This window comes from Mesorhizobium sp. B2-4-18 (assembly GCF_006441385.1).
Classification (GTDB): Bacteria; Pseudomonadota; Alphaproteobacteria; order Rhizobiales; family Rhizobiaceae; genus Mesorhizobium; species Mesorhizobium australicum.
Genome location: NZ_VFUW01000003.1, coordinates 202329 through 225893 on the forward strand (window position 1 = coordinate 202329; position 23565 = coordinate 225893).

A 23565-nucleotide genomic window follows, 5' to 3' on the forward strand; every position below is an offset into this window, starting at 1 on the left:
GCCATGACGCGCCGGTCAGCCGAGGTCTATCTGCAGGATTTCCGGGCGCATTCCGAAACGGATCGGCAAATTGCTGAAGCCAAGCCCGCCCGAGACGATGAGGTTGCGGTCGTTCTCGACGACATGGCCATAGGCGTAGCGATTGCCGAACTGGGATGGCACGATCGGCGAATAGCCGAACAGCCGCACCTGCCCGCCATGGGTGTGTCCCGATAGCGTCAGCGACACACGCCACGGCACTTTTGGAAAAATGTCCGGTTCGTGCGCCAGCAGGATGACGGGCGCGGCGTCGCTGATTTTGGCCAGCGTGCCGTCGAGATCGTCCAATCCCCTGGGAGGCTCGTGCTTCTTTTTCGGCAACAGCGCCAACTGATCGGCGAGGCCCGCGATCCAGACGCCATGTCCGTCCTTTTCCAGACGCACGGCGTCGTTCTCCAGCACCGGGATGCCGGCTTTCTCCAGAGCCTTGCGCGCGATCGTCGGGCCGACTTCGGCACGCTGCGCAAAGCCGTCGGCCCACCAGTCGTGATTGCCGAGGATCGACACCACGCCGAGCGGCGCCTTGAGGCCCGACAGGGCGCCAGCCCATTCCGGCGGCGTCACCCTTTGCGACACCAGGCGCATGCCGGCTATGTAGTCGCCGAGCAGCACGATCAGGTCCGGCTGCAAGGCATTCGCCTCTTCGGCAAGCGACGCGATCCGCTCCGGCGTCATCCACGGCCGGCAAGCATGGATGTCGGCGAGCGCGACGACGCGCAGCTTCAATCCGGCCGGCCAATGCGGTGGCGTCAGCGCATAGCGCTTCACATGCGTCAGCAGCATCGGCTCGATACCGACGGCGTAGGCGCTGAAGGAGGCGACCGACAGGAACGACCCGCCGATAAAGCGCAGGAACCCGCGTCTGGTTATCATCAAGTGGCTCCGGCACCTCATTTCGGCATGCGCTGCTACATGTCGCCCAAAAGCGATCTCGGTCGGGAGGAGGACATGCATGGATGCAGCGAACCCGATACAATCCAGCAATACGCCGGTAAGCCGGCGAAGATGAGGAGAATTTGCGCAGGCCCGTTCACTGATGCTTGATCGCTGGTCCGCGAAACCCGCGCCTGATCGCTTGCGTGGCTATTCTTCCTGGAACAGATTGATCTGCTGCTGCGCCAAATCCTTCGGCGCATCGAGGCCGAGATGGCGCCAGGCATTGGCGGTCAGCATGCGTCCGCGTGGTGTGCGCTGGATGAACCCCTGCTGGATCAGATAGGGCTCGATGATGTCCTCGATGGCATCGCGCGGCTCGGACAAGCCGGCGGCGATGGTCTCGATGCCGACCGGACCGCCGCCGAAATTACGGGCGATCATGCTGAGATAGCGGCGGTCGAGGGCGTCGAGGCCAAGCGCGTCGACTTCGAGCCGGGTCAAGGCCTCGTCGGCGATCAGGCGGTCGACATGGCCGTCGCCGGCCACCGAGGCGAAATCGCGCACGCGCCGCAGCAGCCGTCCGGCAATGCGTGGCGTGCCGCGCGCGCGCCGCGCGATTTCCAGCGCACCGTCGTCGCCGAGTGGCATCTGCAGGATGCGCGCGCCGCGCCGCACGATCTGCTCCAACTCCTCGACGGTGTAGAAGTTGAGCCGCACCGGGATGCCGAAGCGGTCGCGCAGCGGATTGGTGAGCAGGCCGAGCCGCGTGGTGGCGGCGACCAGCGTGAAGTGCGCTAGGTCGATCTTCACCGAACGCGCCGCCGGACCCTCGCCGATGATCAGGTCGAGCTGGAAATCCTCCATCGCCGGATAAAGGATTTCCTCCACCGCCGGGTTGAGCCTGTGGATCTCGTCGATGAACAGCACGTCGCCTTCTTCGAGATTGGTCAGCAATGCCGCGAGATCGCCGGCCTTGGCGATGACCGGCCCGGAGGTCGAGCGGAAATTGACACCGAGTTCGCGCGCCATGATCTGCGCCAGCGTCGTCTTGCCCAGCCCCGGCGGTCCGACGAACAGCACATGGTCGAGCGCTTCCTTGCGGCCCTTGGCGGCCTCTATGAAGACTTTGAGATTGGCCCGCACCGCCGCCTGGCCGACGAAATCGTCAAGCGTTTGTGGCCGCAAGGTCTGCTCGGCATCCTCGCCGCGCTTTTCCGGTGCAATGAGGCGGGGGGAAAGGCTCATGGGACCTTCCTTGCACAGGGCAGCGCCCCGGACAAGCGATGGCTCACCGTGCCAGTTCCTTCAGCCCGAAACGGATCAGTTTGGACGCATCGGCGCCCTCGCCCGCCGTCTTCAGCGCTGCTGACACGGCGTTGGCGGCGGTGTCGCGGGAATAGCCGAGATTGACCAGCGCCGAGACGGCGTCGGTGATCGGTTCCGGCGCTACGCCTTCGCCGAGTTCCTGCTTGAGCCCAATGGTGCCGGTGGCGGTGCCCGCATAGGCCGGCGCCTTGGCCTTCAATTCGGTGACGATGCGCTCGGCCACCTTCTTGCCGACGCCGGGCGCGCGGGAAACCATGGCGATGTCGCGCAGTGCAATGGCATTGGCAAGGTCAGCCGGCGCCAGCGTCGACAGGATGGCCAGCGCCACCTTGGCGCCGACACCCGGCACATTGTTCATCAGCAGCCGAAACCATTCGCGCTCGAGCTGCGACTGGAAACCATAGAGCCGGATCATGTCCTCTCGCACATAGGTCTCGATGAACAGCACCACCGCTTCGCCAGGCGAAGGCAGCGCGGCAAGCGTGCGGGTCGAGCAGTACGCGACGTAGCCGACGCCGTGGATATCGACGAGACAATGGTCTTCGTCGACCTCGTCGAGCGTACCCTTGAGCTTGCCGATCATGCCAGATCTTTCATGGGAGATAAGCCCCTCATGGGTGCGTTTCCGGAGAGATGATATCGAGATCGGGGAAATAACTGCGATAGCGCGCGGCGTCGCGGGTCAAAAGACGATGTCCGGCAACAGCCGCATGAGCACCAATAAAGAAATCAGGCAAGATGCGTTCCCGAACGCCGCCGGCCCGGCGATAGCGGGAATGCGTGACGCCCGCAAGGAATGCCGCGTCCCAAGGTACAAGTTCGCGATCCATTTCGAGCATGTCGACGGCTCTTCGAAGCGCCGTCTCCGTCGGGATCAGCGGCGCGAGCTCAGACCAGACGATTGTATTGACGACCAATGCGCCGTCGCTACGGCATGAAACGATTGCAGACGCTGACCATTCCGTCAGCGGCCCGGTTGGCCCCCAAACGTCGATGAGGACATTGGTGTCAATCAACGTCGAGATCTTCACGCGGGCCTCTCAACCACTCCATGTAAGCGTCGGCGGTCATGCCTCCCAGATCCAGTGTGCCCGCCATGCCGTGGAGAATATTCCTGAACCTGCGCGCGACTTCTTCATCGGACAGGTTTTCATTGACGGCAACGAGCCGAGCCCCTTCCTCGGTGGCCACGAACTCAACCTCGGAGCCCGGTCCGATGCCCAGATGGTCCCTTATCGGCTTGGGGATTGTGACTTGGCCCTTGGTGGTCACGCGCATGGTAATACCTCTAGGGTATTACTACACGCGCAGCGTGAACAAGTCAAGAACATTGCTATTCGGCAAGCGCCATCCGGTAAGCGGCACTTTGCCGGTGATGCGCGTGACAAATCGCGATGGCCAGCGCGTCGGCGGCATGTTCGGTGTCGAAGATCGCTTTCGGCAACAGCACCTTCACCATCATGTGGATCTGCTTCTTGTCGCCATGACCGACGCCGATCACCGCTTTCTTCACCGCGTTCGGCGCATATTCGGCGACGACGAGGCCGGCGCGCGCCGGCACCAGCATGGCGATGCCGCGCGCCTGGCCGAGCTTCAGCGTCGCCACGGCATCCTTGTTGACGAAGGTCTGTTCGACCGCGGCTTCATGCGGCATCGCCCGATGCAGGATCTCGGCAAGCCCGTCATGCAGCTGGCAGAGCCGCGTCGCCAGCGCCGCCTTGTCCTCCGAGCGCACGGTGCCCGCAGCAACAAAGCGCAAGGAATTGCCGAGGCTCTCGACGATGCCCCAGCCGGTGCGCCTGAGCCCCGGATCGATCCCGATGATGCGAATCGCGTCCCCCATGCCGTGAGTGTACCTCCGGCGGACAGCGATGCCAGCGAAAAGTGAACAAACCGGAAACGTTTGCCCGACCAACCGGGAAGGCCTCGACGTTCTCAGTTTCGGGCGAACGCCGTGTTGAGCAAGCTGATCTGGTCCGACACCGGATTGGGCCGGCGAGCCACGGGCTGCATGTCGACCACGGCGCCTGCGCCATATATCTCTTCGTCCATGCGGCGCACCAATGCCTGCAGGCGCAACGACCGGTTGACGAGATCGAGAAAGTCGGTCGGCAGTTCAGCCCAGCCGGCCGCCTCGTCATGGGCGGAAGCGGTGTCGAGACGCACCTTGGATTTTTCCGAAGCGACCTGATCGCGGGTCATCTCGCCGGAATTCGCCGCACGCTGCAAAAGCAGCCACGAGGCAACCTGCATCAGCCTGGTGGTCAGCCGCATCGATTCGGCCGCGTAGAGCGTGGCCGCCAGCCGCGACAGTTTCTTGGCCTCTGCCCGGCCCTTGCCGTCGAGATACTCCGCCGCCTGTTCGACCAGGCCCATGCCTTCCTGGTAAAGCGGTTTGAAGGAGTGCGAAAACACCCGGCGTTCCGCCAGCTTGACGGTTTTCGCAATGCCCTTCGAAGGCTCGTTCATTGATACGCCCCTGCACTTGCGACCGGCCGATTCGGCTCTCTGCCGATACACCCGTGACCCTATAAAACTGAAGCTTGAAAATGCGCTTCGTCCGGGGTGAAGGCAAGCACATGTTTAACAGAAGGTTAACGGCGTTCGGCCGTGCGGAATGCCGCCTGGGTGCGGACAAAAAAAGAGCCGCGGATAAGGCGGCTCTCAGGAGTTTAACAGGGAGGCGTCAAACAAAGTGGCTCCAACCACTCGGTAAGAATCCAGATCACTGGATGGACATAGTAAACGCCTGTAAAGCTTAATGAACCCTTAACGGCTCTGATGTTTTTTTACCCAACACCGTGCTCCTGTGCCGTAACAACACAGCCGCACCGGCTGGGTTTCAGCCTTCACTCAGGCTTTTTTTCCACACCACCGGCAAGGCGATGAAGGCAAACAGCAGCATGCCTGCGTAGAAGCCGATCGAAGATATCCCCAGCAACGGCTCGATCCCCGGATTTCCGGCAAGCAGTATATAAAGGCCGATCATCAGCCCGATGCCGCTGATTGCCGTCAGCCAGAAATGGACAAGGGCCAGCGTCTTTTGCCCGGCAGCCGGAAACAGGTGGTAAAAGAACGCGAAAACCGCCGACATCAACCAACCGGCCACCATCGTGTGGGCGTGGGTCGGCATCTGGCCGTGGTCTTCGCTGATCGCCATGTGGATGCCGAGCGCCATGCCGCACAACGCGTAGATGATCGCCAGCGTGAAGAAATTCCGTGCTACCCCTTGCATATTAGTCCCCCGAATTGCCTTTTTCCCAAGCTGGGAATGGGTTGATCGTCAGGCGAGCGCTGTCGCCGCCGGACTTCCGGCGTCGGCACTAGCATCGGCAGTGTTTCCGGACGATGTCGCTCCCCGACGCTGCCGACGATAGCAGAAAACCGGGCGGTGGGTTCATCATATTAGTTTCTCCTTTCGTTAGCCGGCAGCCTGAAACACAGCCGGTTTTTCCACGACATCGTCCTGAAACAGCCGCGGCGCTAAACGCTGCGGCATCGAAGCGGCGGGCGGGCAATGGCGCGGCCTCGCCAGCAACCATTGGACATCGGGGAAAAAGCCATGGATTGGTATTCCATCATCAAATTGCTGCACATCCTTTCGGCGATGCTTTGGGTCGGCGGCGGCTTCACGCTGATGGTGCTGGCGACGCTGGCGGATCGCGCCGGCAACATCCAGGGAACGCTGCAGGCGATGCGCGCCACTGGCGAACTGGGCAACCGCTTCTTCGCTCCGATGTCGATGCTGACATTGGTCTTCGGATTGATCATGTGCTCGTTCTGGGTCGGCTTCTCCGATCTCTGGGTCCTGATCGGGCTTGCCGGCTACGCCACGACCTTCTGCATTGGCATGTTCGTCTTCAAGCCGACCGCCGACCGCATGGGCGCGATGATCGCCAGGGATGGCGTGACGCCTGCGGCACTTGGCTATGGACAGCGCATCCTGCGGGCGGCGCGCTTCGACTATGCGGTCATGCTCATCATCATCACCGACATGGTTCTGAAGCCTACCCTGCACGACGTCGGGATTCTCGCCGGCATGGTGGTGGTCCTTGCCGCCGGTGCCACAATGGCGCTCAGCCGGCCAAGACGCATGGTGCCCAGCGCCGCCTGACGCGGCTGGAGCGCTACATGATGCCGGCGATCCCGTCCCACAGAAGCTTCACTGCCACGACCGCCACGGTCGCATAGGTGAAGGGATAAAAAATTTCTGGCCGCATCCGCCGCACCAGCCAGGCACCGGCGATGGTCGACAGTGGCGCCAGCGGCATCAGCACGGCGGACGCCGTCAGATTGGCGGTGTCGAACTGGCCGAGCGCGAAATAGGGGATGAGTTTCAGGGCGTTGGTAGCGGCGAAGAAGATCGCTGCCGTGCCCGACAACACCTTGGGGTCGAGCCGGATCGGCAAGGCATAGACCTGGAAGGGCGGGCCGCCGACATGGGCGACGAAGCTGGTGAAGCCTGCGACCGTGCCCCATATGGCCGCGGCCACGCGATTAGGTGCGGCCGCATGGTCGGAACCATGACGAAATTGCAGGTAAAGCCAGCGCAGCACGAAGATGATGGCAACGGCGCCGACGATGAGCCGCACCGCTTCCTCGGTGACCAGTGCCGCCGTCAGCCAGCCAAGCCCGATGCCCACGATGGCGCCCGGCATCATGTCGACCAGCATCTTGCGGTCGTACACGCCCCACCATGTCCACACCGAGACGATGTCCATCAGGCACAGGATGGGCAGCAGGATGGCGGCCGCTTGAACCGGCGGCATGGTCAGCGCCATCAGCGGCACGCCGACGAAACCAACCGCGCCGCCGAAGCCGCCCTTGGACAGGCCGACCAGGATGACCGCCGGAATGGCGGCCGCGTAGAACCACGGATCGAGAAGCAGGCCTGACATGAGGAGGAACTGATCTGGAGGGAAAGCGCGTCGACGCCTGAATAGCCCACAATCTTGAGTCGAGCGACAGCAAAAGCAACCCGCGCGCCTCGCCATGCCCCTATTCTATCGGCACGCCGAAACCAGCAGGAACATCGGCCGCTCGAGTTCTTCCGCCAGGTCCGGTCTGGCCGCGATCTGCGCGTCCGTCGGACGGAATTCCTCGACATGCTCGATCGTGAAACCCGCGCGGATCAGGGCGTTGAGCGTGGTGCCGATGGTGCGGTGATGTTTCACCACCCCCTTGGTCAGCCAGTTGGTCTTGCGCGGCCCTTCCACCAGATACTGGTCGACAGGCCAGGTCCTTTTCCCCTCCCCATCGATCGACCAGCCCGGATTGGTCGGCGCCATGTAGATCGGATGCTCGGTCGAGAAGACGAAATGCCCGCCGGGCGACAGGGCTTCGTGCACTGCCCCGAACAGGCGCTCAATGTCTTCGACGTAATGCAAGGCGAGCGAACTGTGGGCGAGGTCGAAGCCGCCTTGCGGCAGGCTGAGCTGGTCGAGGTCGGCTCTCTCGTAGGTGATGCCGGTGTCCGGGCCGGCCGCTCTCGCACGGGCCAGCATCTTCTCCGACAGGTCCAGCCCAAGGACTTCCCTCGCTCCATTTTCATGTGCCCAGCGGCAGAACCAGCCAAAGCCGCAGCCGAGGTCGACGACCCTCAGGCCACCGACATCGGGCAGCATCGCGCGCAACGCCGGCCACTCGGCGGCACCATCCAGGCCTTCGACGGAGCGGCCAAGCTGGCTGTAGCCCGCAAAGAAATCGGGTTGATCGTAAATGTTCTGCGCCATCTTTTTTTGGCTCCTCGGACGGTCATCCGGCGGAAGACTGACATTTGGTGGACTGGCCGCGCCTTTCCACCACTGCCATGAGTGTCAAGCTTACGAGGCCGCCGGCAAACCCAGTGGCGGCGGTCGCCGCCGGATCGGCTGCGCCTTGATGATGGCGGTGCTGGTCTCGGCCTTGTCGGCGATGCGATCGAGAATGCCGTCGAGGTCGCCGATCGAGCGCACGAACAGCCGGGCGACGAAGCAGTCGTCGCCGGTCACCTTGTCGCACTCGCCAAAAGCTTCAATCTCCTCGATCAATTTCTGAACGATGTGCAGCTTGCCCGGCAGAGGCTTGATCCGCACGATCGCCTGCAGCGTATAGCCGAGTGCCAACGGATCGATCTCGACGGTGAACGCCCGGATGACGCCGCGCTCCTCGAGGCGCCGCAGCCGCTCCGAAACGCTCGGCGGCGATAGCCCGACCTGGGCCGCCAGATCCTTCAGCGAGGTTCGCGCATCCCTGACCAGGATTTCAAGCAGTTTTCGGTCCAAATCATCTAGCATTTTCTATTTCTCGTAGATTTCAAGCGGGCGCCTAATTTAATTAGGCAATATCATCATATCGCCTTTTCTAGAAGATGGATAGCCCAGGCCTCACATGAGATTATGCCGCATCAACGGGTTCAGAGGCTTATTATGAACGATACGGTACGAGGCACGGTCGAAATGTCGGCCGCAATGGCGATCCTGGGAACGATCGGCTGGTTCGTCATCATGTCCGGTCAGCCGATCATGGATGTCGTGTTCTGGCGCTGCGCGTTCGGCGCGCTGACGCTGCTCTTCATCTGCGCTTCGCTTGGATTGCTGCGCAACAGGCTGTCGTTGCGCGTCATCGGCCTTGCTGCGCTTGGGGGTGCGGCGATCGTCATCAACTGGCTGCTCTTGTTCAGCGCCTTCTCGCGCGCGTCGATCTCGATCGCCACCGCCGTCTACAACACGCAGCCTTTCATGCTGGTCGGCTTCGGCGCGCTCTTGTTCGCCGAGCGGCTGACATTGACCAAGCTGACATGGCTGGCAATCGCCTTCGCCGGCATGCTGCTGATCGTCGCCGCTGCTCCCGATGCCGCTGATCTCGGCACGAACTATTTCGCCGGCATCCTGATGGCCCTGGCCGCCGCCTTTTTCTGGGCCGTCGCGGCAATCGTCACCAAGAAGCTCAAGGGCACGCCACCGCATCTGATCGCGCTGATTCAGGTCTGCGTCGGCGTCGTCATGCTCGCGCCCTTCGCCAATCTCGCGCATCTCCCCGGCGATCCATGGAGCTGGGCCATGCTGGCAACGCTCGGCATCGTCCACACCGGCCTGATGTACATCCTTATGTACGGCGCCATCCAGAAGCTGCCGACGCATCTGCAGGGGTCGCTATCCTTCATTTATCCGGTCGTTGCCATCCTGGTCGATGTCACCGCCTTCGGCCACCGGCTGCACCTCAGTCAGGTCGCCGGCGCCGCCGCCATCCTGATCGCGGCCGCCAGCATGAACCTCGGCTGGACATTGTGGAAACCGAGACCGGCCGCCGCGAGCCCCGAGCCGATCAAGTAAGGCGACGCGCCGGCTGTCCGGCGGATCAAAAATCGCGATCCCGGCTGCCCGCCTGTTCAAAGCGGGCAGTTTGCTCTATGCCGCAATCCAACCATCTTCGCCCGGCATAGGCGAAACCCGGGATCGAAGAACCATGAATGACGCAACGCCCCCCAACCGCTGCCGCATCGTGCTGATCGCGCCGTCCGGCGTACCGGCGGATCGGATCACGGCCGCTTTCGACGGCGGCGATGTTGCCTCGCTGATCCTGCCCGAGAACGGCATGGACGAGGCCTCCTTCCAGGCCTTCGCCGAGCGTATCGTGCCGGTCGCGCAGGCCGCCGGAGTGGCCGTCATTATCGCTGGCGACACCCGCATCGCGGGCCGCGTCCAGGCCGACGGCATCCATGTCGAGGTCTCCAAGGCCGAACTCGCCGAGACGATCGAACATTTCCAGGCGAAAATGACGGTCGGCGCCGGCGGCGCCAAGACGCGTGACGACGCGCTCGAACTCGGCGAAGCCCGGCCCGACTACATTTTCTTCGGCCGGTTCGGCTACGACAACAAGCCCGAGCCGCATCCGCGCAACCTGTCATTGGGGCAATGGTGGGCGCAGATGATCCAGATCCCCTGCATCGTCGAGGCCGGTTCCGATCTTGCCTCTGTCGAAACCGTGGCCGCCACCGGCGCCGAATTCGTCGCGCTGTCGAGCGCCGTGTTCGCCGACGGCATCGATCCGAAGGCGGCGATCGCCCGGGCCAATGCGCTGCTCGACGAAACAGCGCCGCGCCTCGAGGACTGACGTGTTCCTGGCAAGGCTTTCCCTTCAGGCCATGCTCGCGGCGGTGATGATCCAGGCCGCCGCCGCCGAAACCATACCCTTGCCGCAGCCCAAGCCTGAAACCGGCGTGCACACCGACAAGCCGATCGAAAAGCAGCTGCCGCAGCCCGCCACTACATCCGAGCCCGCGCCGTTGCCATCGGCCGACAGCGTCAATCCCGACCGCTTTGGCGCCAAGCCGGCGGACGCTGCCTATGGTGCCTTCCAGCGTGGTCTTTACAAGACCGCCTATAATCTGGCGCTGGTCCGCGCGCAGAATGGCGATCCGGCGGCGCAGACGCTGGTGGCCGAGATCCTGTCGCGTGGGTTGGGCGTGCCGTTGAACGCGGCCGAAGCCGCGAAATGGTATGCGCTTGCCGCCGAGCAGGGTGTGCCGGAATCGCAGTTTCAATATGCGCTGATGCTGCTCGACGGCCGCTACGTCAAGAAGGACGCGAAGGAAGCCTATGCCCTGATGCAGGCCGCCGCCGAAGCCGGCAATCAGCTTGCGCAGTTCAATTTCGCGCAGATGCTGGTCCAGCAGGATCCCGGCAACGCCGGCCTGGCCAAGGCGGTTTCCTACTATGAGCGCGCCGCCGCGACCGGTCTTGCCGACGCGCAGTACGCCATGTCGCAGATCTATGCCAACGGCGTCGGCGGCAAGCCGCGCGACGATGCACAGGCACGGCGGCTGCTGGCGCAGGCCGCCCGTCAGAACTACGACACCGCGCAGATCGATCTCGCCGCCTGGATGATCGAGGGCCGCGGCGGCGCGCGCGACCTGAAATCGGCCTTCGGCTGGACGAAGCAGGCCGCCGAAGGCGGCAATGTCGCGGCCCAGAACCGGCTGGCAAAACTCTATATGCAAGGCATCGGCACCGATCCCGACCTCGTGCTCGCCGGCGCCTGGTACATCGTCGCCCGCCGCGCCGGCCTCATCGATCAGCAGATGGACGATTTCCTGCAAGGGCTGAGCGATGACCAGACCAAGCAGGCCCTGCAGAAGGCCAACCGCCTGCCCTGATGGCGGTAGGCGGAACCGGCCGGTGCCCGCCCCCGTTGCTCAGCCGCAACCCGCCCTCCCTTGCCTCTCCGGGCGATTTGTGGTCTTGGAGCCTAAAATCGCCTGTCACGGCGAACATCCCATCCCAATGGCCCGGCCGTTGGCAGCATCCCGGATCCCATCATCATGGCCAAGATCAATGGCAACGAAATCCGCCCCGGCTACGTCATCGAACACGATGGCGGCCTCTGGGTGGCGGTCAGGACCAACACCGTCAAGCCCGGCAAGGGCGGCGCCTACAACCAGGTTGAGCTGAAGAACCTCATCAACGGCACCAAGCTCAACGAGCGCTTCCGTTCGGCCGAGACGGTCGAGCAGATCCGGCTAGACCTGAAGGACTTTTCCTTCCTCTACGAGCAGGACGACGCGCTGGTGTTCATGGACACCCAAAGCTATGAGCAGCTCGAACTGAACAAGGATTTCGTCGGCGACCGTGCCGCGTTCCTGCAGGACGGCATGATGGTGACGGTTCAGCTCTACGAGGAGCGGCCGATCGGCATTTCGCTGCCCGATTACGTGACGCTGACCATCACCGAGGCGGATCCCGTGGTGAGGGGCCAGACGGCGGCATCCTCCTACAAGCCGGCGGTGCTGGAAAATGGCATTCGCGTGCTGGTGCCACCCTTCATCGGCGCCGGCGAACGCATCATCGTCGACACCAACGAAATCACTTACGTGCGCCGCGCCGACTGATGCATGCATGTCGCCCGTGGCCCCGGTTTGGGTCACCGGCATGCATCGAGACAGAATTTAAAGCGCCGCACCAGGAAGAAGCACTATGGCACGCTCAGCCCTCCTCAACGTCATGGTTCAGGCCGCAATGAAGGCCGGCCGCTCGCTGTCGCGCGACTTCGGCGAGGTCCAGAACCTGCAAGTCTCGATGAAGGGCCCCGGCGACTATGTCAGCCAGGCCGACCGCAAGGCCGAGGACATCGTTTTCGCCGAACTGTCGAAGGCACGTCCTGGCTACGGCTTCCTGATGGAAGAGCGCGGCGCCATCGCCGGCGATGACAGCCAGCACCGCTGGATCGTCGACCCGCTCGACGGCACCACCAATTTCCTGCACGGCATCCCGCTGTTCGCCGTCTCGATCGCGCTCGAGCGCCAGGGCCAGATCGTGGCTGGCGTGGTCTACAATCCCGCCATGGACGAGCTCTACACCACCGAGCGCGGCGGCGGCGCCTTCATGAATGATCGCCGCCTGCGCGTTGCCGGCCGTACCAAGCTTGTCGACACGGTGATCGGCTGCGGCGTGCCGCATCTCGGCCGGGGCCATCACGGCAATTTCCTGGTCGAACTGCGCAACGTCATGGCCGAGGTCTCCGGCGTCCGCCGCATGGGGTCCGCCTCGCTCGATCTTGCCTATGTCGCCGCCGGCCGCATGGACGGCTTCTGGGAAGTGGGCCTGTCGGCTTGGGACATGGCCGCCGGCCTGCTCTTGATCCGCGAAGCGGGCGGCTTCGCCTCCGACATGGATGGCGGACAGGACATGCTGGACACCGGCACGGTCGTCGCCGGCAACGAGATCATCCAGCGCGCATTGCTGAAGACGGTGAAAAAGCCGCTCCCGCCGCGCTGAAGCAATTCCGGGAAAAATGTTCGCGGTTTTGCATCTGGCATTGCGTCAAGGCAAAGCGCGCAGTCGTAAAACCGCAAACAAAGCTTGAAATACTGTCCGTCGGTTGCCCAGATATGGGGTGATGCAGGACGATAGATGACCAGTACCCCGCCACAGATCGAGATCCCCTTCATCGGACGCTGGCACTATTCGCGCGCCGAGATGATCGCCGACGGGATCGTCCATGCTGTCGGGATCGTGCTGGCGATCGCGGCCGGTTCGGCACTGCTGGCGCTCGCTGCCTTCCGGGTCGGGCCTGGCGAATATATCGCCGCCGCCTTCTATGTCGTGTCGCTGCTCACCGTGCTCTCGGTATCGCTGACCTACAATCTGTGGCCGGTGACCTCGCCCGCGAAATGGATCCTGCGGCGCTCCGATCATGCCGCTATCTATCTCTTGATCGCCGCCACCTACACACCCTTTCTCGCCCAGTTGGGAAACTCTGCGCTGGCGCGCTGGATGATCGTCCTGGTCTGGGCCGCGGCCGCAACGGGCATTGCCATCAAGGTGTTTTTCCCCGGCCGTTTCGACAGGCTGGCGATCGTCTTCTATCTTGCCATCGGCTGGAGCGGCATCGTTCTCGTCAAGCCGCTCGTCGAGACGCTGCCGACCACGTCGATCGTGCTCATCGTCGCCGGGGGCGTCGTCTATTCCTGCGGCGTGATTTTCTTCGCCTGGAAGGCGCTGCGCTTCCACAACGCACTGTGGCACGGCTTCGTCGTCACCGGCGCCGGCCTGCATTTGGCGGCCATGGTCGACTGCCTCGTCATCAACCGCCTCTGATGCGCCGGCTCCAAAGGCCGCCTGTGGCAATATTGCCAAGCACCATTCAATTTGGTCATAATTCCGTTTAGAGTTGCCAACTACGTGATCGGCGGCAGCGGCATCGGAAACGGGGCACGGATGGCTTTTCTCAGATCCTTCGGCATGGGCAGGCGCTCCGACGTGCTGATCTACGACCCGCATAAACTGTCCAGTCCGCAGGTCTTCCTGCTGACCATGGTCATCTTCCTGGCCATCGTCGCTTTCATCGCCGCCATCCTGACCCGCCAGGTCACCACCGCTTTCGTCACCAACCCCGGCCTTAACGGCCTGATCGTCGGCGTGCTCGTCGTCGGTATCCTGCTGGCCTTCACGCAGGTCGGGCGGCTGTTTCGCGAGGTCCGCTGGGTCAACTCTTTCCGAGCCGGCTCCGAAACCACCGAACCGGTGCTGCTGGCGCCGATGAAGGCGATGATCGGCCGTTCCTCGTCCATGGCCTTTTCGACCTCATCGATGCGCACAATGCTCGATTCCATCGCCACCCGCCTCGACGAAAGCCGCGACACCTCGCGCTACCTTGTGGGCCTTTTGGTGTTCCTCGGCCTGCTTGGCACTTTCTGGGGCCTGCTGAATACGATCGGCTCGATCCGCGAGACCATCGAATCGCTCGATCCCGGCACGGGTGACGCCGCCGCGGTGCTCGATTCGCTGAAACAGGGCCTGTCGGCGCCGCTGGCCGGCATGGGCACAGCCTTCTCATCCTCGCTGTTCGGCCTGTCCGGCTCGCTCGTGCTCGGCTTCCTCGACTTGCAGGCCGGCCGCGCCCAGACGCGCTTCTACACCGAGCTCGAGAACTGGCTATCCTCGGTTACGGATCTGTCGTCCGACATCGTCGTTTCCGACCCGGCCAAGGCCGACTCTTCCGACGAGATCCGCGTCCTGTCGGAGCGGCTGCGCAGCATGCAGGAGAATGGCGGCGGCTCCAACCCGCGCGTCGCCACCGCCATGGCCAATCTCGCCGACGGCATTTCCGGCTTGGTCAAGAACATGCGCTCCGAACAGCAGATCATGCGCGACTGGGTCGAAGCCCAGTCGGACGAACAAAAGGCGATGCGCAACACGCTGGAAAAGATCGCCGACGCGCTGAAGAAGCCCGGGGTGCACTAGCATGGCGCTTGCCAGGGGCCGGCGTACCGATCGCCGCATCGACTATTGGCCGGGCTTCGTCGACGCGCTTTCGACGCTGTTGCTCGCCATCATGTTCCTGCTCACCGTCTTCGTGTTGGCGCAGTTCCTGCTCGGGCGCGAAATCTCCGGCAAGGATACGGCGCTGTCGCGCCTCAATTCGCAGATCAACGAACTGACCCAGCTTCTGGCGCTGGAGCGCTCGACGGCACAGGACAAGGACGATTCGCTGGCCAACCTGCAGGCGTCGCTGTCGGCGGCGGAGGCGGAGAAGAGCCGGCTCGAACAGTTGCTGGCGCAAGGTGCGGGTGCCGGCGACGCCGCCAACCAGCGAGCCGCGGCGCTGGGCGGCGAACTGGACAGCCAGCGCCAGATCAGCCAGCAGGCGCTGAGCCAGGTCGAGATCCTCAACCAGCAGATCGCGGCATTGCGCAAGCAGATCGGCGCGCTCGAGGATGCCCTCAACGTCTCCGAAACGCGCGACCGCGATTCCAACACCAAGATCGCCGATCTCGGCCGTCGCCTGAACGTGGCGCTGGCGCAGCGTGTGCAGGAGCTGAACCGCTACCGCTCCGATTTCTTCGGACGTCTGCGCGAAATCCTGGCCGATCGCGAGAACATCCGCATCGTCGGCGACCGCTTCGTGTTCCAGTCGGAGGTTCTGTTCCCGACCGGATCCGAAGTGATCAACGATGCCGGCAAGGTCGAGATGAAGAAGCTCGCCGACGCCATCATCGAACTGCAGAAAGAGATCCCGCCGGAGATCAACTGGGTGCTGCGCGTGGACGGCCACACCGACAACAAGCCGCTGTCCGGCACCGGCCGTTATCGCGACAATTGGGAACTGTCGACGGCGCGCTCGACCTCGGTGGTCAAGTTCCTGATCGAAAATGGCGTGCCGGCCAACCGGCTCGTCGCCGCCGGCTTCGGGGAATTCCAGCCGCTCGATCCCGCCGACACCGAAGAGGCGCGCAACAAGAACCGCCGCATTGAACTGAAGCTCACCGAACGTTGATCCATCATCACGCGAACTCACGCGAAATTGTTCGCCGGCTCAACTCTAGGGCGCAGGCATCCGCCGGCAAGGCCTGAAAAGATTATCTTTTTTTAATTACACTTCGCGCCGAAGCGCTCCTAGCTTGCTGCGCAGGGCCGAGAACCGCCGGCGATGCCTCCCATCGCGACGCGACGGGACTGGACGACCCAAAATGGTCGGGAGGCGAGGCGGCGCGGCCGCTCTCCCTTCCCAGCAGGAGGAAGCGCACCATGCGCTCATCAGCATCTCTCAAGACTGCAACGCTTGCCGCAATTCTCATTGCCGTCCCGCTTGCCGGCGCCTATGCCGCGGGCCACCACAAGGGTGCTCTCGATGCGACCGCCCCCACCGACATGGCAGGCCCCCGTGTCGAGGCGCTCGTTCAGCAGGTCCAGGGTGTTCATCAGGGCATCGTCGACGCCAGGCAAGCCAACCACATCACCCCGGCCGTCGCGGAGCGCCTGGAAATGCGCACCGCCCGCATCAGTCAGGTCGCCGAGAGAATAGCCGCGTCGGATCACGGCAGGATCCCGGCCGCGCAATACCATGACCTGCTGCGCCGGCTCGACAATGTGGATCAACGTCTGATGGTCGACACCGGCAGCGGTTTCCTGATGGGTGATGGCGCCGACGGCGGAAACTATCCGAACGGCTGAGGCTATTCCGGCCTGGAAACGTCCTGAAGGAAGGGACCCATTGACGCCTTCGGGACCCCAATCCCGCTGGCGTCCTTTTTCTTTCCTTACCAGCCCATCCTGCCTACCAACCGAGCCAGGCCGCGACCAGGGCGACCACCGCCGGCACGGTCTGGATGTACAGGATCTTGCGGCCGACCGTCGCCGCGCCATAGAGACCGGCAATGGTCACGCACAACAGGAAGAAGACCTCGACCTGGAAACCGGCGGCGCCGAGGTAAAGCCCCCAGATCAGGCCGGCGGCGAGAAAGCCGTTATAGAGACCCTGATTGGCGGCGAGCACTTTGGAGGCACCGGCGAATTCCGGCGTCAGGCGGAATGTCTTGTGCCCGCGCGGCGTGTCCCAAAGCACCATCTCGAGATAGACGATGTAGACATGGATCAAGGCCACCAGCCCGACCAGGATGTTGCCGATCATTCTGCTCCCCCTTCATCCGTCGCCGGCAGCATTTCATGCCCAACCTCGCTTGCGCAAGCTGCATCTGCCGGATGGCATCCGAGGGTTGCCAATGCTTTTGCGTTGGTGTCTTTTCGCCCCGTCCTCAACCACGGAAGCCGCCATGTCCTTTCACAAACTCGACGATCTCGGCCACAAGCTCGAAGCGCTTGAGCATGCGCTGGCCATCCTCGGCGCCGATGAGGCGACCCACATGGCCGTCGGTGGTGGCGAGAAGCGCGCCGAGGCGATGGCGGCCCTTGCCGGCATGTATCACACCAGGGCGACCGCGCCGGAAATATCGGACTGGATCGCCGCGGCCGAAGGCGAGGCATTGGACGATGAGCAGCGGGCGGCTCTCGCCGAGCTGCGGCGGCAATACACCAACCTGACCTGCCTGCCGGTCCAATTCGTCGAGCGCCAGACGACGGCGCGCATGCGCTGCGAGCAATTGTGGCGTGCCCTGCGCGCCAAGAACGATTGGGCGGGTTTTCAGCCGGCGCTTGAAGGCGTGGTGGCGCTGGTGCGCGAAGAGGCCGCCCTGCGCTCCGACGTGCTCGGCCTTGCCCCCTATGACGCGCTGATGGAACAATACGATCCCGGCAATCGCACGGCCGACATCACGCCCGTCTTCGCCGACCTCAAGGCCTTCCTCAAGGGTTTCGTGCCGGAGGCGCTGGCGATCCAGGAAGCGCGGCTGCGCAAGCATCCGCTGAAACCGCTTTCGGGTACCTATGCCATCGACCGGCAGCGCGAACTCGGCCTTGCCATGATGGCGGCGGTCGGCTTCGACCTGACGCACGGCTCACTGTCGGTGTCGCACCATCCGTTCTGCGGCGGCGTGCCCAGCGACGTGCGCATCACCACGCGCTACAAGACCTCGGATTTCCTGTCGGCGCTGATGGGCGTGCTGCACGAGACCGGTCATGCGCTCTACGAACAGAACCTGCCCAAGGCGTGGGCGCACTGGCCGCTCGGCAAGGCCCGCGGCATGGCCGTGCATGAGAGCCAGAGCCTGTTCGTCGAAAAGCAGATCGGGCGCAATCCTGCCTTCTGGCGCTGGGCGCTGCCGGTGGTGGAGAAGCATCTCGGCGAAGCCTGGTCGCTCGACGATATCCTGCCGCATGTGCATCGTGTCGAACGTGGCCTGATCCGCGTCGACGCCGACGAGGTGACCTATCCCTTGCACGTCATCCTTCGCTACGAACTGGAGCAGGAGCTTGTTTCGGGCAGCCTCGAAGTGGCTGATTTGCCCGAAGCCTGGGATGCCAGGATGCGCGACTATCTTGGTCTCTCGACCATCGACAACCCCGCCGACGGGCCGATGCAGGACGTCCATTGGCCGGGTGCCGCCTTCGGTTATTTCCCGTCCTATACGCTGGGCGCGATGATGGCGGCGCAGCAATGGACCGCGCTGACGCGCGAGCATCCTTCAGCCGACGAAGACCTTGCAAAGGGGAATTTCGAGGCGATCAACGGTTGGCGCCGCGAGAAAATCTGGTCGCAGGGGTCGCGCTGGTCGACGCCGGACCTGCTTGAGCGCGCCACCGGCGAGAAGCTCAACGCCACGTACTTCGTCAACCATTTGAGGCAGCGCTACGGCGGCTGAGATGCCGCCTGAGACGACAATTTTCGTTGCGCCGAGGCGAACTGAACCTGCTACTCCGCCGCGCCCCTGAAGGCGCTGGCGCCGGTCTCGAACTGCAACTTGGCGAGCCGTGCATAGATGCCACCCTTGGCGACCAGGCTCTGATGCGTGCCTTCCTCGACGATGCGGCCGCCATCCATCACCAGGATCCTGTTGGCCTTCAGCACCGTCGCCAGCCGGTGGGCGATGACGATGGTGGTGCGCCCCCGCATCAGCCGCTCGAGCGCGGTCTGCACCAGTGTCTCGCTTTCGGCGTCGAGGGCCGAGGTCGCCTCGTCGAGCAGCAGGATCGGCGCGTCGCGCAGGATGGCACGTGCGATCGCCACACGCTGGCGCTGGCCGCCGGACAGCGTCACGCCACGCTCGCCGACCTGGCTGTCATAGCCGTTCTCGAGCCTGAGGATAAACTCGTCGGCCAGTGCGTCCCTGGCCGCGGCCTCGATCTCGGCCTCGCTGGCGCCTGGCCGGCCGAAGCCGATATTGTCGCGCGCGCTCGCCGCGAAGATGGTGACGTCCTGCGGGACGATGGCGATGCGCTGCCTGACCACGACGGGATCGGCCTCGCGCACATCGACGCCATCGATCAGGATCTTGCCGGTTTCCGGATCGTAGAAGCGCAGGATCAGCGAGAACACCGTGCTCTTGCCGGCACCCGAGGGGCCGACGATGGCGACCGTCTCGCCGGGCATGACTTGAAAACTCAGGCCGTGGACGGCGGCGCGATCGGGCCTCGCCGGATAGGAGAAGGACACATTCTCGAAGACGATCGCGCCCTTGGCAACCGCCGGCAGCGGCTTCGGATCGGCCGGCGCCTGGATCGCCGGCGTCTCGGCCAGAATCTCGGTCAGCCGTTCGGCGGCACCTGCGGCTTGCGCGAGTTCGCCCCAGACTTCCGACAGCGCGCCGAGCGCGCCAGCGGCGAACACCGAATAGAGGAGGAATTGGCCAAGCGTGCCAGGCGATATCGTGCCGTCGAGCACGTCGCGCGAGCCGAACCACAGCACCGCCACGACCGAGGAGAAAATGGTGAAGATGGCAAAGAAGGTGAGGAAGGAGCGCGCGAAGATCGAAGCGCGCGCTGCCTCGAAGGCCGCTTCCACCGCGCCCGAGAATCGTCCGGTGACCAGTCTCTCATTGGTGAAGGCCTGCAGCGTGCGCACCGCGCCGATCTGCTCGCTGGCATAGGCCGTCGCGTCGGCAAGCGTGTCCTGGGCCTGCCTTGACTTGCGCCGCACCGAGCGGCCGAAGGCGACCAGCGGCAGCACGATCACGGGGATCGCCCCGATGACCAGGCCGGAGAGTTTCGGGCTGGTGACGACCATCATGCCCACCGCGCCGAGGCCGAGGATGACATTGCGCAGCGCCACCGAAGCGGTGGCGCCTACCGCCGACTTGACCTGCGTGGTGTCGGCGGCGAGCCGTGACACGATTTCCCCCGACTGGGCGGTGTCGAAGAAGGCAGGCGACAGCGTCGTCACATGGGCAAAGACATCGCGCCTGATGTCGGCGACGACGCGCTCGCCGAGCGTGATGACGAAATAGTAACGGCCGGCCGACGCCGCGGCCAGCACGGCGGCCATCGCCACGAGGGCGCCGAAATATTCAGCGATGAAGGTGGTGCTGGCCGACGAGAAACCGTGGTCGATCATGCGCCGGACGGCCAGCGGCAGTGCCAATGTCGTTGCCGCGGCGATGGCCAGTGAAATAAGGGCGCCGATGACCAGCGTGCGATATCCGGCGATATACGGAAACAGGCGCCTGAGCGGCTTGAGCGAGCGTCGGCGCTCGTCTGCGCTGCTTGATTGCGCCATCTCGGTGTTCCTCTAGCCACTTCAGCCTATGCGCCTCAATATGCGCTTGCCGCGGCCTTGTGATTCAATTCCGGCTGATGTATAGGCACGCCGACCGTTTTAGAAGCCGTGGCTCCTCAATAGCTGCGGCTTCGAGTTTTAAAAAGAGGCGCATCGACGCAGGCTTATGCCCGTCCGCCGCGCCGGCAAGCCAGGAACAGAGCCATGAAGAGCGCAATCCATCCCGACTACCACACCATCAAGGTCGTCATGACCGACGGCACCGAATACACGACCCGTTCGACCTGGGGCAAGGAAGGCGATACGATGAACCTCGATATCGACCCGACCACCCACCCGGCCTGGACCGGCGGCCAGCAGACCCTGCTCGACCGCGGCGGCCGCCTGTCGAAGTTCAAGAAGCGTTTCGAAGGTTTCGGCCTCTAAGGCGAAGAGCTTTTTCGCGGATCAAGAGCCCGCCCTTGTGGCGGGTTTTTTGTTGCTTGGCCGAAGGCTGGGTCTTCGGCCCTATTCGGCCAGCAATTCCCTGAGTGCCATGCGCTTGTAGGCCGCGACCAGGCTGTCGCCCTCCTGCCTGTCGACCGAGATCGCCAGCCGCATGGCCGCCTCGCCCATCTGCCACACCAAGAATGCCGTCGTGTCGAGCGCCACCGGATCGGCATCGGGCCGCAGGCGCTTGAGTACCGCGATCAGAAATTCCGCGCTCGCGCGGCTGTCGGCGAGTTCGAGCTGGCGCAGCGCCTTGTCGGCCTGCGTGCCCGACCAGATGTCGCGCATCACCGGCTCGGCCAGGAACAGCTCGTAGTAAATATCGACCAGCTCCGAGAAAGCCTGCCGCAGGCCTTTGGCGTCGCTGACATCCCTGAGTGCCGCCGAGATACAAGCCTGGCTTTCCGCTGTGTAGCGTTCGGCCAGCGCCCAGACGATCGCCCTCTTGTCCGGAAAGAACTGGTAGAGCGAGCCGATCGACACCCCAGCCCGCTCCGCCACCTCGCCCATGCGCATTGCGTCGCTGCCTTGTTCGGCAATCAGCGCCGAGGCGGCGGCCAGCATGCGCTCGACCCGCTCGCGGCTGCGCTGCTGGCTTGGCGCCCGGCGCGGCGAACCGATCCGCTCATTGGTTTGCGTGCCTTCCATGACCGTCTCCAACAAACGCGCCCGGCAAAATCGCTGGGAACGACTTGACTTACAAAATACGAGGGTTTATCACGTTTTGCAAATGTGAGGTATGCTCACATTTTAGAGAGCAAACCGCCGCAACCGGCGTCTGGAGCAACTGAGATGATCAAGCTTCTTCCAACCCTCACCTTCATTGCCGCGATCGGCGCGGGCGTCGTCGGTGGCGTATTCTTCGCCTTTTCCAACTTCGTCATGGCGGCCCTTGCCCGGCTGCCCGTCCCAGCGGGCATCGCCGCGATGAATTCGATCAATGTCACGGTGATCACCCCGACCTTCATGACAGCGCTGTTTGGCACCGGCCTCATCTGCCTCGTTCTCATTGCCGCCGCTCTCTTGGGCTGGAGCCAGTCCGGCTCGTACTGGTTACTGGCCGGCGCGGTGATCTATCTGGTCGGCAACCCTATCGTGACCATGGTCTTCAACGTGCCGCTCAACGATGCTCTCGCCGCCGTCGACCCGGCCAGCAGCAACGGCGCTGCCGTGTGGGCGAACCATCTGAGCCAATGGGTGATGTGGAACCACGTCCGCACCGTCACCGCCATCGTGGCGATGGCGTGCTTTATCTTCGCATTGCTCTGAAGAGGCCTAACGAGACGCAGAAAAATTCCGCTCAGGCGGGGTTTTTCTGCGCGTCACCCTTGTGGCCTTTGCGGTCGGCGTGACCGAGATCCCGATCCGGATCGATCACGTCGCGGACCAGCTGCTTGAGTTTGGCCGCGTCCGGAAAGCCGCCGTCGCGCTTGCGATCCCAGACCAGCACTTCATTGCAGGAGATGGTGAAGATGCCGCCGGTGCCCGGCACCAGCGTCACCTCGCCGAGATCGGTGCCGAAGGTGGAGAGCAGCTCCTGCGCCATCCAGCCGGCACGCAGCAGCCACTGGCACTGCGTGCAATAGGTGATGCGGATGGCCGGCAACTCAGCTTTGCTCATATCGGACGACCTTCGCTCACGCCGCGCTGAGCTTCGCCATCGTCTCGTCGTCGACTTCGAAGTTGGCGTAGACGCTTTGCACGTCGTCATCATCCTCGAGCGTGGCAACCAGCTTCATCAGCGATTGCGCCCGCTCTTCGTCGACGGGGACATTGTTCTGCGGCTTCCAGATCGCCTTGACCGATTCGGCCTCGCCGAGCGAGGTTTCAAGCGCCTTGGACACCTCGCCGAGAGTCTCGAAGGAGCAATAGATCGTGTGGCCTTCCTCGTCCGATTCGACATCGTCGGCGCCGGCTTCGATCGCCGCATCCATGATCTTGTCGGCGCTGCCGGCCGAGGCCGGATAGTAGATTTCGCCGGCGCGGTCCCACATGAACGACACCGATCCGGTTTCGCCGAGCGCGCCGCCGGCCTTGGTGAAGGCGGCGCGCACATTGGACGCCGAACGGTTGCGGTTGTCGGTCAGCGCCTCGACGATCACGGCGACGCCACCAGGCCCATACCCTTCGTAGCGCACCGCTTCGTAGTTTTCGGCGTCGCCCATCGAGGCCTTGTTGATGGCGCGCTGGATGTTGTCCTTGGGCATCGACACCGCCTTGGCGTTCTGGATCGCCAGGCGCAGGCGCGGGTTCATCGATGGGTCCGGCGTTCCGCTCTTGGCGGCGACGGTGATTTCGCGCGCCAGCTTGGAAAACATTTTCGACCGCACCGCGTCCTGACGGCCCTTGCGGTGCATGATGTTCTTGAACTGTGAATGGCCAGCCATGGCACCCCTGTCGTGTTCGGCTAGAGCGTCTTGCCGCGAGATGCGTCATCTCGCCTTTGCAAAAGGCTCGAATTCAATTTCA

29 protein-coding genes are annotated in these 23565 nt (G+C 63.6%); 13 read left to right on the forward strand and 16 right to left on the reverse strand.

Annotation, left to right across the window (positions count from 1 at the left end; translation table 11 throughout):
• Positions 1–15: 15 nt before the first annotated feature.
• From FJ527_RS08075 to FJ527_RS08110, 8 genes are all read right to left on the reverse strand, one after another.
• Entirely contained in the window at positions 16–912 is an 897-nt protein-coding gene (locus FJ527_RS08075; protein WP_140616637.1) for a metallophosphoesterase, read from the reverse strand.
• A gap of 210 nt (positions 913–1122) precedes the next feature.
• On the reverse strand, positions 1123–2160 hold the full coding sequence (gene ruvB / locus FJ527_RS08080) for a Holliday junction branch migration DNA helicase RuvB (RefSeq protein WP_015315263.1): 1038 nt from the start codon (positions 2158–2160) through the stop codon (positions 1123–1125).
• Positions 2161–2203: 43 nt separating this feature from the next.
• Complete coding sequence (gene ruvA, locus FJ527_RS08085) at positions 2204–2824, reverse strand: Holliday junction branch migration protein RuvA (RefSeq protein WP_140822582.1); 621 nt, start codon at positions 2822–2824, stop codon at positions 2204–2206.
• 28 nt (positions 2825–2852) lie between these two features.
• Entirely contained in the window at positions 2853–3272 is a 420-nt protein-coding gene (locus FJ527_RS08090; RefSeq protein ID WP_140822584.1) for a type II toxin-antitoxin system VapC family toxin, read from the reverse strand.
• Positions 3250–3519: an AbrB/MazE/SpoVT family DNA-binding domain-containing protein gene (locus FJ527_RS08095; protein ID WP_015315260.1), complete on the reverse strand. Its 270-nt coding sequence runs from the start codon at positions 3517–3519 to the stop codon at positions 3250–3252. The genes FJ527_RS08090 and FJ527_RS08095 overlap by 23 nt, the downstream gene beginning before the upstream one ends.
• 55 nt (positions 3520–3574) lie before the next feature.
• Positions 3575–4084: a crossover junction endodeoxyribonuclease RuvC gene (ruvC, locus tag FJ527_RS08100; protein ID WP_140719994.1), complete on the reverse strand. Its 510-nt coding sequence runs from the start codon at positions 4082–4084 to the stop codon at positions 3575–3577.
• A gap of 92 nt (positions 4085–4176) precedes the next feature.
• Complete coding sequence (locus FJ527_RS08105; RefSeq protein WP_015315258.1) at positions 4177–4710, reverse strand: DUF1465 family protein; 534 nt, start codon at positions 4708–4710, stop codon at positions 4177–4179.
• A 373-nt stretch (positions 4711–5083) separates the two neighbouring features.
• A complete protein-coding gene (locus FJ527_RS08110; RefSeq protein ID WP_015315257.1) occupies positions 5084–5476 on the reverse strand; it encodes a hypothetical protein in 393 nt (130 codons plus the stop codon).
• A gap of 327 nt (positions 5477–5803) precedes the next feature.
• Here FJ527_RS08110 and FJ527_RS08115 point away from each other — a divergent pair, with 327 nt between their 5' ends.
• Complete coding sequence (locus tag FJ527_RS08115; protein ID WP_140616634.1) at positions 5804–6355, forward strand: DUF2269 family protein; 552 nt, start codon at positions 5804–5806, stop codon at positions 6353–6355.
• Positions 6356–6368: 13 nt separating this feature from the next.
• Here the strand turns inward: FJ527_RS08115 and FJ527_RS08120 are convergent, their stop codons facing one another.
• From FJ527_RS08120 to FJ527_RS08130, 3 genes are all read right to left on the reverse strand, one after another.
• Entirely contained in the window at positions 6369–7139 is a 771-nt protein-coding gene (locus FJ527_RS08120; RefSeq protein ID WP_015315255.1) for a sulfite exporter TauE/SafE family protein, read from the reverse strand.
• Between the two features lie 105 nt (positions 7140–7244).
• A complete protein-coding gene (locus FJ527_RS08125) occupies positions 7245–7973 on the reverse strand; it encodes a class I SAM-dependent methyltransferase (protein ID WP_140822586.1) in 729 nt (242 codons plus the stop codon).
• 90 nt (positions 7974–8063) lie between these two features.
• Entirely contained in the window at positions 8064–8516 is a 453-nt protein-coding gene (locus tag FJ527_RS08130; protein WP_140822588.1) for an Lrp/AsnC family transcriptional regulator, read from the reverse strand.
• A gap of 132 nt (positions 8517–8648) precedes the next feature.
• Between FJ527_RS08130 and FJ527_RS08135 the strand changes: the two genes are divergently transcribed.
• The 9 genes from FJ527_RS08135 to FJ527_RS08175 all read left to right on the forward strand — a co-directional run bounded on the left by FJ527_RS08135 (position 8649) and on the right by FJ527_RS08175 (position 16673).
• Positions 8649–9554, forward strand: coding sequence for a DMT family transporter (locus FJ527_RS08135; protein WP_140822590.1), 906 nt, complete (start codon positions 8649–8651; stop codon positions 9552–9554).
• 133 nt (positions 9555–9687) lie between these two features.
• Positions 9688–10335, forward strand: a complete 648-nt coding sequence (locus FJ527_RS08140) for a thiamine phosphate synthase (RefSeq protein WP_140616631.1) — start codon at positions 9688–9690, stop codon at positions 10333–10335.
• 1 nt (position 10336) lies between these two features.
• Positions 10337–11377, forward strand: a complete 1041-nt coding sequence (locus FJ527_RS08145; RefSeq protein ID WP_181166303.1) for a tetratricopeptide repeat protein — start codon at positions 10337–10339, stop codon at positions 11375–11377.
• Positions 11378–11542: 165 nt separating this feature from the next.
• The gene (gene efp / locus FJ527_RS08150) at positions 11543–12109 is read left to right on the forward strand and encodes an elongation factor P (protein ID WP_015315249.1); all 567 of its coding nucleotides are present in this window, start codon (positions 11543–11545) and stop codon (positions 12107–12109) included.
• 85 nt (positions 12110–12194) lie between these two features.
• Positions 12195–12995 carry an inositol monophosphatase family protein gene (locus tag FJ527_RS08155; protein WP_140616630.1) on the forward strand — a complete coding sequence of 267 codons (801 nt, stop codon included), beginning with the start codon at positions 12195–12197 and terminating at the stop codon, positions 12993–12995.
• Positions 12996–13130: 135 nt separating this feature from the next.
• A complete protein-coding gene (locus FJ527_RS08160) occupies positions 13131–13817 on the forward strand; it encodes a hemolysin III family protein (protein ID WP_140822592.1) in 687 nt (228 codons plus the stop codon).
• A 120-nt stretch (positions 13818–13937) separates the two neighbouring features.
• On the forward strand, positions 13938–14963 hold the full coding sequence (locus FJ527_RS08165) for a MotA/TolQ/ExbB proton channel family protein (protein ID WP_041163650.1): 1026 nt from the start codon (positions 13938–13940) through the stop codon (positions 14961–14963).
• A gap of 1 nt (position 14964) precedes the next feature.
• Positions 14965–15996, forward strand: a complete 1032-nt coding sequence (locus tag FJ527_RS08170; RefSeq protein ID WP_109664719.1) for a peptidoglycan -binding protein — start codon at positions 14965–14967, stop codon at positions 15994–15996.
• 251 nt (positions 15997–16247) lie between these two features.
• Positions 16248–16673, forward strand: coding sequence for a hypothetical protein (locus tag FJ527_RS08175; RefSeq protein ID WP_140793042.1), 426 nt, complete (start codon positions 16248–16250; stop codon positions 16671–16673).
• Between the two features lie 103 nt (positions 16674–16776).
• Here the strand turns inward: FJ527_RS08175 and FJ527_RS08180 are convergent, their stop codons facing one another.
• Positions 16777–17130 carry a DUF1304 domain-containing protein gene (locus tag FJ527_RS08180; protein WP_015315243.1) on the reverse strand — a complete coding sequence of 118 codons (354 nt, stop codon included), beginning with the start codon at positions 17128–17130 and terminating at the stop codon, positions 16777–16779.
• Between the two features lie 142 nt (positions 17131–17272).
• On the opposite strand from FJ527_RS08180, the gene FJ527_RS08185 reads away from it, so the two are divergent.
• Complete coding sequence (locus FJ527_RS08185) at positions 17273–18757, forward strand: carboxypeptidase M32 (protein WP_140822594.1); 1485 nt, start codon at positions 17273–17275, stop codon at positions 18755–18757.
• Positions 18758–18807: 50 nt separating this feature from the next.
• On the opposite strand, the gene FJ527_RS08190 is transcribed toward FJ527_RS08185, so the two are convergent.
• Positions 18808–20607 (reverse strand): ABC transporter transmembrane domain-containing protein, encoded by a 1800-nt coding sequence (locus FJ527_RS08190; protein WP_140822596.1) that lies wholly within the window; start codon positions 20605–20607, stop codon positions 18808–18810.
• Positions 20608–20811: 204 nt separating this feature from the next.
• On the opposite strand from FJ527_RS08190, the gene rpmE reads away from it, so the two are divergent.
• On the forward strand, positions 20812–21033 hold the full coding sequence (gene rpmE / locus FJ527_RS08195; protein WP_010912060.1) for a 50S ribosomal protein L31: 222 nt from the start codon (positions 20812–20814) through the stop codon (positions 21031–21033).
• Between the two features lie 81 nt (positions 21034–21114).
• Here rpmE and FJ527_RS08200 read toward each other — a convergent pair whose 3' ends face one another.
• A complete protein-coding gene (locus FJ527_RS08200) occupies positions 21115–21744 on the reverse strand; it encodes a TetR/AcrR family transcriptional regulator (protein ID WP_140822598.1) in 630 nt (209 codons plus the stop codon).
• 144 nt (positions 21745–21888) lie between these two features.
• On the opposite strand from FJ527_RS08200, the gene FJ527_RS08205 reads away from it, so the two are divergent.
• The gene (locus FJ527_RS08205; protein ID WP_015315239.1) at positions 21889–22365 is read left to right on the forward strand and encodes a DUF1772 domain-containing protein; all 477 of its coding nucleotides are present in this window, start codon (positions 21889–21891) and stop codon (positions 22363–22365) included.
• A gap of 31 nt (positions 22366–22396) precedes the next feature.
• Here the strand turns inward: FJ527_RS08205 and FJ527_RS08210 are convergent, their stop codons facing one another.
• Both FJ527_RS08210 and FJ527_RS08215 read right to left on the reverse strand, forming a co-directional pair.
• The gene (locus FJ527_RS08210; protein ID WP_140822600.1) at positions 22397–22717 is read right to left on the reverse strand and encodes a SelT/SelW/SelH family protein; all 321 of its coding nucleotides are present in this window, start codon (positions 22715–22717) and stop codon (positions 22397–22399) included.
• Between the two features lie 16 nt (positions 22718–22733).
• Entirely contained in the window at positions 22734–23483 is a 750-nt protein-coding gene (locus FJ527_RS08215) for a YebC/PmpR family DNA-binding transcriptional regulator (protein ID WP_015315237.1), read from the reverse strand.
• Between the last annotated feature and the right edge of the window lie 82 nt (positions 23484–23565).

What these genes read in the sequence shown, in the direction of transcription:
- FJ527_RS08075 (WP_140616637.1), bottom strand. Translation starts at nt 912, where the DNA reads ATGATAACCAGACGCGGGTTCCTGCGCTTTATCGGCGGGTCGTTCCTG.
- ruvB (WP_015315263.1), bottom strand. Translation starts at nt 2,160, where the DNA reads ATGAGCCTTTCCCCCCGCCTCATTGCACCGGAAAAGCGCGGCGAGGAT.
- ruvA (WP_140822582.1), bottom strand. Translation starts at nt 2,824, where the DNA reads ATGATCGGCAAGCTCAAGGGTACGCTCGACGAGGTCGACGAAGACCAT.
- FJ527_RS08095 (WP_015315260.1), bottom strand. Translation starts at nt 3,519, where the DNA reads ATGCGCGTGACCACCAAGGGCCAAGTCACAATCCCCAAGCCGATAAGG.
- ruvC (WP_140719994.1), bottom strand. Translation starts at nt 4,084, where the DNA reads ATGGGGGACGCGATTCGCATCATCGGGATCGATCCGGGGCTCAGGCGC.
- FJ527_RS08105 (WP_015315258.1), bottom strand. Translation starts at nt 4,710, where the DNA reads ATGAACGAGCCTTCGAAGGGCATTGCGAAAACCGTCAAGCTGGCGGAA.
- FJ527_RS08110 (WP_015315257.1), bottom strand. Translation starts at nt 5,476, where the DNA reads ATGCAAGGGGTAGCACGGAATTTCTTCACGCTGGCGATCATCTACGCG.
- FJ527_RS08115 (WP_140616634.1), top strand. Translation starts at nt 5,804, where the DNA reads ATGGATTGGTATTCCATCATCAAATTGCTGCACATCCTTTCGGCGATG.
- FJ527_RS08120 (WP_015315255.1), bottom strand. Translation starts at nt 7,139, where the DNA reads ATGTCAGGCCTGCTTCTCGATCCGTGGTTCTACGCGGCCGCCATTCCG.
- FJ527_RS08125 (WP_140822586.1), bottom strand. Translation starts at nt 7,973, where the DNA reads ATGGCGCAGAACATTTACGATCAACCCGATTTCTTTGCGGGCTACAGC.
- FJ527_RS08130 (WP_140822588.1), bottom strand. Translation starts at nt 8,516, where the DNA reads ATGCTAGATGATTTGGACCGAAAACTGCTTGAAATCCTGGTCAGGGAT.
- FJ527_RS08135 (WP_140822590.1), top strand. Translation starts at nt 8,649, where the DNA reads ATGAACGATACGGTACGAGGCACGGTCGAAATGTCGGCCGCAATGGCG.
- FJ527_RS08140 (WP_140616631.1), top strand. Translation starts at nt 9,688, where the DNA reads ATGAATGACGCAACGCCCCCCAACCGCTGCCGCATCGTGCTGATCGCG.
- efp (WP_015315249.1), top strand. Translation starts at nt 11,543, where the DNA reads ATGGCCAAGATCAATGGCAACGAAATCCGCCCCGGCTACGTCATCGAA.
- FJ527_RS08155 (WP_140616630.1), top strand. Translation starts at nt 12,195, where the DNA reads ATGGCACGCTCAGCCCTCCTCAACGTCATGGTTCAGGCCGCAATGAAG.
- FJ527_RS08160 (WP_140822592.1), top strand. Translation starts at nt 13,131, where the DNA reads ATGACCAGTACCCCGCCACAGATCGAGATCCCCTTCATCGGACGCTGG.
- FJ527_RS08165 (WP_041163650.1), top strand. Translation starts at nt 13,938, where the DNA reads ATGGCTTTTCTCAGATCCTTCGGCATGGGCAGGCGCTCCGACGTGCTG.
- FJ527_RS08170 (WP_109664719.1), top strand. Translation starts at nt 14,965, where the DNA reads ATGGCGCTTGCCAGGGGCCGGCGTACCGATCGCCGCATCGACTATTGG.
- FJ527_RS08175 (WP_140793042.1), top strand. Translation starts at nt 16,248, where the DNA reads ATGCGCTCATCAGCATCTCTCAAGACTGCAACGCTTGCCGCAATTCTC.
- FJ527_RS08180 (WP_015315243.1), bottom strand. Translation starts at nt 17,130, where the DNA reads ATGATCGGCAACATCCTGGTCGGGCTGGTGGCCTTGATCCATGTCTAC.
- FJ527_RS08185 (WP_140822594.1), top strand. Translation starts at nt 17,273, where the DNA reads ATGTCCTTTCACAAACTCGACGATCTCGGCCACAAGCTCGAAGCGCTT.
- FJ527_RS08190 (WP_140822596.1), bottom strand. Translation starts at nt 20,607, where the DNA reads ATGGCGCAATCAAGCAGCGCAGACGAGCGCCGACGCTCGCTCAAGCCG.
- rpmE (WP_010912060.1), top strand. Translation starts at nt 20,812, where the DNA reads ATGAAGAGCGCAATCCATCCCGACTACCACACCATCAAGGTCGTCATG.
- FJ527_RS08200 (WP_140822598.1), bottom strand. Translation starts at nt 21,744, where the DNA reads ATGGAAGGCACGCAAACCAATGAGCGGATCGGTTCGCCGCGCCGGGCG.
- FJ527_RS08205 (WP_015315239.1), top strand. Translation starts at nt 21,889, where the DNA reads ATGATCAAGCTTCTTCCAACCCTCACCTTCATTGCCGCGATCGGCGCG.
- FJ527_RS08210 (WP_140822600.1), bottom strand. Translation starts at nt 22,717, where the DNA reads ATGAGCAAAGCTGAGTTGCCGGCCATCCGCATCACCTATTGCACGCAG.
- FJ527_RS08215 (WP_015315237.1), bottom strand. Translation starts at nt 23,483, where the DNA reads ATGGCTGGCCATTCACAGTTCAAGAACATCATGCACCGCAAGGGCCGT.